At 32.8% G+C, this 3,538-nt stretch carries 4 protein-coding genes; all 4 read right to left on the reverse strand.

Going from position 1 to position 3,538, the window contains the following annotated elements; all coding sequences use genetic code 11:
- Positions 1-595: 595 nt before the first annotated feature.
- The 4 genes from ACDX78_RS23070 to ACDX78_RS23085 all read right to left on the reverse strand — a co-directional run bounded on the left by ACDX78_RS23070 (position 596) and on the right by ACDX78_RS23085 (position 3,435).
- Positions 596-1,399 (reverse strand): hypothetical protein, encoded by an 804-nt coding sequence (locus tag ACDX78_RS23070; RefSeq protein WP_486031190.1) that lies wholly within the window; start codon positions 1,397-1,399, stop codon positions 596-598.
- 383 nt (positions 1,400-1,782) lie between these two features.
- Positions 1,783-1,911, reverse strand: a complete 129-nt coding sequence (locus ACDX78_RS23075; protein WP_486031192.1) for a hypothetical protein — start codon at positions 1,909-1,911, stop codon at positions 1,783-1,785.
- A 14-nt stretch (positions 1,912-1,925) separates the two neighbouring features.
- On the reverse strand, positions 1,926-2,525 hold the full coding sequence (locus ACDX78_RS23080; protein ID WP_486031194.1) for a DUF6338 family protein: 600 nt from the start codon (positions 2,523-2,525) through the stop codon (positions 1,926-1,928).
- 28 nt (positions 2,526-2,553) lie between these two features.
- A complete protein-coding gene (locus ACDX78_RS23085; protein ID WP_486031196.1) occupies positions 2,554-3,435 on the reverse strand; it encodes a caspase family protein in 882 nt (293 codons plus the stop codon).
- Between the last annotated feature and the right edge of the window lie 103 nt (positions 3,436-3,538).

A 3,538-nucleotide genomic window follows, 5' to 3' on the forward strand; every position in this document is an offset into this window, starting at 1 on the left:
GTTCCTTGAATTCCTTTGAAAAGTTCCTTCTTGCTCTACGGGTCATAGTAATTCTCCTCAACTTTTAATTGAACCAAGTTTATATGACCTTAACTGTTCTGTCCAACTAAGTGTAACCTATTCAATTATCACTTTTTATAATAAAGCCAAAAGTGTCCTGTCATCAAACATACACTTCTTTAAGGTTTTTAAAAACCTTGTTGATTAGCCACATCCCTGTGTATAAGGAATCTTCTGATACAGCTCAGAATAAGGGGCAACTCCTCCTCTATTTTCACATTAATTAATTATTTAGTAAACATATATAATACTTCATCTATTTCGGAACCCCAAATAGTTTAAAAGATGTTCAATTAAATCTATCTTAGTTCCTCTTACGATACTACCCAGCCAGAAAATATAATCATTTATGTAAATTGAGGTAGCTTACACAGTGTCGATATACTTTTTAATAAAGTCACAGAATAATAAAGAGTCACTAGATCCGGTTATCCTAAGCGGCCAAATAGATCTCGATCAATTCAAAATAAAATTAATAAAAAGCTGTAAGGAAACCAGGCTATTTCTTACGGTTTTTAAATATAGCAATGATATATTATTTATTTATTGTACCTGATAAGGTTCCTATTGAAGCCAGTGCCATAGTGACTGATTCATTTTTTGTTTCAGCATCTGAATAAAAAGCATCTAAAGCTTCGATATAATAATATTCCCCTTCTAATATGGTATATCCTTGGTGTTCCAAACTATATAATGCATTCGATACTGCATGGAATTTTTGGTTTTCGGTTAAATTAACCCAATCATTTCCGTTTTTGTTATTAACGATTGTTTCAGTGTCTTGGTTGCCTGTGTCTTGATTATTTTCTTGGTCCAAACCAGTGCTAAATGCAGATCCTGTTGTTACAGATACCTTATCTTGTTGGGTCTCAGGCTTATATGGTTCCTCAGAATTAACCACCATTTCGTGAGAATCAGCGCTTCTTGATTTTTCATACTCCATTGTATATGTGTCTTCTCCATCAACTATTTCGATTCCTTCAAAATCACAAATAGCTTTCTTTCCACAATCAAATGACCCACCGCCATTATGCCCAATCAAAGTAGTAGTTGTGCGTATTGTAAGCACAATATCGTTTAATAAGTAATACTTATCATCTTTACTTAAATCATTAAAATTTTCATTCGTATTCATTCTGATATTGTAATCAACAAAAAGATATCCCTCATATTTATTTCTCGTGCCGGGGAGAATTTCGATATCATCATTAATATAAGGACTTATATCCATGCTAACAAGTAAATCGTTCTTGTAAGTTTCCATAGCTTCTTCGTCTGCCTTAGCACTACAACCAACTAATACAATTAAAACAATGCAAGTTGCCATTATTTTTTTCATATTCTGCACAACCCCATTTTTACTATTCATGTATATCTGTGTTTTCTATTTAAAGTATACGTCATTGGTAGATCTTCGAATAGTGTATTATTGATTTCGTATCTCATTATCCCCCCTTTTATATTTCTGGCAAGGACAACGCCTCTTTAATTACAAATCCGCTCCAAAAGCACTCATTATTATCTAGCAAAAATGGTCTATTAGAGTTTAGCGGTTACATATAGTTATATCTAATTTAGATTAGAAAGAACAAGAATAGGTCTAATTGGAACGATCCTCACTTCAACTTTTTAACAATTGATCAAGTAGTCAATTTATAGTTATTGATAATAATTTCTTTGGATTCAGTTAAACAACTTATTACCGTACTCCTCCTTATAGTATCACTTATCCTTTTGGGGCTTTATATTTGGTCCCGTTTTTGGGGGAGGTGGCGTGGTCTGCAATTTATTTGGTTGATACCCTTTATTAACTTTTTTTGGCTGATAAACTTTGTTTGGTTTTTTTGACATAAAATTACTCCTTTTTAATAAAACTCTATGTATTTTATAGAAGTTGCTTGTATCCAAATCCCTTTGTTATTGGTAATTTCAATCCACTCATTATCCTCATTAACATCAAATATTTTTTCAAGATAAAGATCCTTATCATTTCGAATAGACGATGCAAATGAGTCAGAGCCCCAATAACCAAATACTATTCCACCATCTTCTAAATATACGATTAAATAACTAGGTTTATTCTTGTTAAACTGATAATCCCAAGATGTTGGAATAATATGGATAGTGTTAATCCCTATTTTTTGTAATAATGTGCGAACCCAGCCCTTATTGAATATTACAGGAATTATTAATGCAATACTTACTGAAATTGAAAAAATCACCAATATACTAACATACAATTTAAATTGTACATTAGATTGAATATAGGGAATTCTAGACAACAAAATTAAAATAGGAAAGACAACTATATAATTAATTGTGCTGAATACCAAGAATCTTAGCAATATACTTTGTCCTGTAACATCTTTTTGTGGGACGAAAACTCTGTAAATTGAATCTATTATAAATCCTGGCACTACAAAAATTAAAGTGTAAAAAAGAACATCAAAATTTTCGATTGTCAAAGTATAGCTCCTTCCTATTCCCCAAGGTTTACAATCGTCTCTCTTTTACAAGCCTCCAGTAATGATAGCCTAATGCAGTTAACTTACATGCTTTTGAATTCATTGCTGCAAAATACATATGCTCTTCATTAACTGGCACGACTAAGCCAACACCTTCGAGTTTTTGTAGCTCATTAAAAGTTGTTACATTCTCTTCTGAAGCGTATGGCTTAATGATTTCATGTTCAATATCCAGTGCATTCGTTACTTCAAAAGATGGATCTAGTTCAAATTCTTGTTCTGGGCTAGGAAAATACTTTATCAAATTTCTAATAGTCGCTATAGGTACTTGAGGCTCAATAGTCCTTAATGAAGTAAATTTGGAAATATTTGTTTTAAATACAGGCCTTTGATGCCAAGAGCCCAATGCTTGGTCTATATACGCATAAACACTCCCTGGTGTAATATGTCCTCTTAAATCAGCTGCTCCTCCTTGTAACGCATCTAAAAGTAAATTAGTAAAAACACCTTGTCCATTAACTTCTAGTGAATCTTGATAATCTCTGCTAGCTGTTAAAATAGACAGACCTTCTCCAATTTGAGTCATTAATCCACCATTGGTTTTAGGACTTCCAAATGCTCCCGAATGGCAACAGTCTAAAATTATAATTTTATCCCTAGCCTTAGAACCATTTGCTATTGTCAATATTTCATCCATGGAAACACCGTAGTCATTATTACTTAAATCAGGAGTAACAATATAATTTCCTGTGTCATCTGTATATCCATGTCCAGAAAAGTAAAATAACGCAGCATCACTATCTCCTTCGAATAAGTCTACTATTAAACCCTTCAATTCGGATTTTGTTTGGACATCCGATAGAAATTTAACATCAAAATTAGGTGAACGTAAGCGTAAAATAGTCCACACCTGTTTTTCAGATGTGGACTACTGTTATAATTTATTTAGATTTATTAGGAACGCGGCATTCATCAGGGAGTGTAGCGGACCACGGCAGAAGTCGAGTCAACTG

The organism is Virgibacillus oceani (assembly GCF_041521345.1).
In the GTDB taxonomy this organism is placed as follows: domain Bacteria; phylum Bacillota; class Bacilli; order Bacillales; family Amphibacillaceae; genus Virgibacillus_N; species Virgibacillus_N oceani_A.

What these genes read in the sequence shown, in the direction of transcription:
- ACDX78_RS23075 (WP_486031192.1), bottom strand. Translation starts at nt 1,911, where the DNA reads ATGTCAAAAAAACCAAACAAAGTTTATCAGCCAAAAAAAGTTAATAAA.
- ACDX78_RS23070 (WP_486031190.1), bottom strand. Translation starts at nt 1,399, where the DNA reads ATGAAAAAAATAATGGCAACTTGCATTGTTTTAATTGTATTAGTTGGT.